The organism is Planktothrix sp. FACHB-1355 (assembly GCF_014748295.1).
GTDB lineage: Bacteria > Cyanobacteriota > Cyanobacteriia > Cyanobacteriales > Aerosakkonemataceae > Aerosakkonema > Aerosakkonema funiforme_A.
The window spans coordinates 1-2,415 of record NZ_JACJUP010001052.1 but is presented as its reverse complement, the minus strand read 5'-3'; the positions used below and the strand labels follow the sequence as shown (position 1 = coordinate 2,415).

The following is a 2,415-nucleotide window of genomic DNA, read 5'->3' as shown; positions in this document are numbered from 1 at the left end:
CCATAAAGTTTATCGGGGATGATGAAGCGATCGCACAGATCTCGTTGTGCAATAGGAAAAGCTTCAATTTGACCTTTTGTTCGCAATTGCTGCCAGCATTGTTCTAGATCCCATTTCAGCCCTAATGCGCTTTGATAGCGGTCTTCGGCATTTTTTGCCATCAATTTGGATACTATTTCTGATAGAACAGCCGGAATATCTGGATTGATTTGATTCACTAATTTGGGCGGTTTGGCAATGTGACAATGCACCAACTCCATCGGCTCGTTTGATTGAAACGGTAACTCGCCCGTCAGTATTTCGTAAAAAGTTACACCTAATGAATAAAAATCTGTCCGGTAGTCAATTCCCCGATTCATTCGGCCAGTTTGTTCGGGAGAAATATAAGCTAATGTGCCTTCGAGTACATTGGGGTTTACTAGCGTTTGGGTTTCTCTCGGTAACAGGGAGGCAATACTAAAGTCGATTAATTTAACTTCTTTGGTTTGGGGATTAATCAAAATGTTGCTGGGTTTGATATCTTTGTGAATTACCCGTTCTCGGTACAATAGCTCTATGGCATCGCACAGGACTAGGGCGATCGACAAAAATTCTGGCAGTAACTGAATTGGTAATTTTTCTCGCAACTTGAAATAATTAGATAAAGCAACTCCTCCGAAATCTTCCATCACCAAGGCATAACCATTTTGGTAGTTTTCCAGGCTATAGGTTTGGATAATTAACGGTGACTTGAGATTTTTGGCAATGGTATACTGATTGCGAAATTGCACTAATTCGCTGAAACTGGGATAGGATTTTTTCAGTAGCTTGAGCGCAACTGGTAGCGAGTCCGCCTCGCGTTTACCGCGATAAACTAAAGTTCTCGAACCGTTATATAATTCTGTTTTGAGTTGATATCCTGTCAGATTCATGATGATTTCCCTGTAACTTAGTTGAATGGTTGTTTGGCTTGAAATTACTAGATTTGAGAAGATAGCTATGGTTAAATTGGCAGTCGGATGCAGAACTCGGTGCCGCGACCAACAGTTGACTCAACTTCGATACTCCCCTGATGTTTTTCGATGATTATTTTTTCTTTCCCAATGTCAAGAAGATTGAATGTGAGGCGTATTTTTGGTAAATCTCCTATACATTATTCCTGCTATATCGAAATTTTTTGTAATCGTATATCGATCTCGAAATAAGATTGCTTTATTAAACGTGAGTCGCAGTAAGTTATCAATTACAGTTGATGTTTCAGTATTTTGGGATTCTGCAAATAAACGATATACGAGAGTAAAATTACCCGTACAAATTTCTTCTGTTAGAAAATATTTGCCTAACAAGTTATGAGGATAGATTAACATTTCTTTCTTGATTACCTGGATCGATCTCTATTATACAAATATACAAAAAATTTGTGAAAAAGTAGTGAATTTACCTGTTTTATAGGGGATTGCAGGCAAACAATGTACAATTTTAATTGATTACCAAATAGTTATTGAGCTATTTAATGTCGATTATTTACCTGCACCTAATTACGCATTTTTAGTTTTGATTGGCAGATAAATTGTAAATGCAGTACCTTCTCCTGGCTGAGAAGCACAATCGATCGAACCGCCATGTTTTTCCACGACGATTTGGCGGGCGATCGCCAATCCCAATCCCGTCCCTTTCCCCACTGCTTTGGTAGTAAATAAATGGTCGAAAATCTTGCTTTTAACTTCCTCTGACATTCCCCGACCATTATCGGCAATCGCGATTTTTACCTGCTCTTTTTCGGCATACGTAGTAATTGTAATCAGGTTAGGTTTGGCTTTGATTTCTGCAAAGCTTCGACCGATATTTGATTCATCTATAGCATCGATAGCATTCGCAATAATATTCATAAAAACCTGATTTATTTGTCCTGGAAAACACTCGATTCGAGGTAAATCACCATAGTTGGTAATCACTTTAATTGCCGGACGTTGCTCGTTCGTTTTGAGACGATGTTTGAGAATTAAAATAGTGCTATCAATACCTTCATGAAGGTTAAATGGTACTTTGTAATCTTGGTCAGAACGCGAGAAAATGCGGAGTGAAGTGCTGATGTTACGGAGGCGATCGCAACCCAATTGCATCGAATCAATAATTTTGGTCACATCTTCAATAAGATATTCTAGATCGATCTCTTCCGCATGGTCGGCAATTTCGGCAGCAGAGGCTTGGGTGCGATACAAATTTAAATGTTCCACTAAGTCTCGCACCGAGGATTTAGTTCCGTTCAAATTGCCGGAAATAAAGCCAACTGGGTTATTAATTTCATGTGCGACACCAGCAACTAAGTTTCCCAATGCTGACATTTTTTCGCTTTGAATCATTTGCAATTGGGTTTGCTGCAAGTCATGTAAAGCTTGTTCTAGCTGTTGGGAATATTGCTGCGATCGCTCGTAC

2 protein-coding genes are annotated in these 2,415 nt (G+C 39.2%); both read right to left on the bottom strand.

What is annotated here, in order from left to right:
• A partial coding sequence (locus H6S82_RS28830) for a serine/threonine-protein kinase (RefSeq protein ID WP_191057145.1) occupies positions 1 to 911 on the bottom strand: 911 nt, incomplete at its 3' end.
• 606 nt (positions 912 to 1,517) lie between these two features.
• The coding region (locus tag H6S82_RS28825) for an ATP-binding protein (RefSeq protein WP_191057144.1) at positions 1,518 to 2,415 on the bottom strand (898 nt) is incomplete at its 5' end.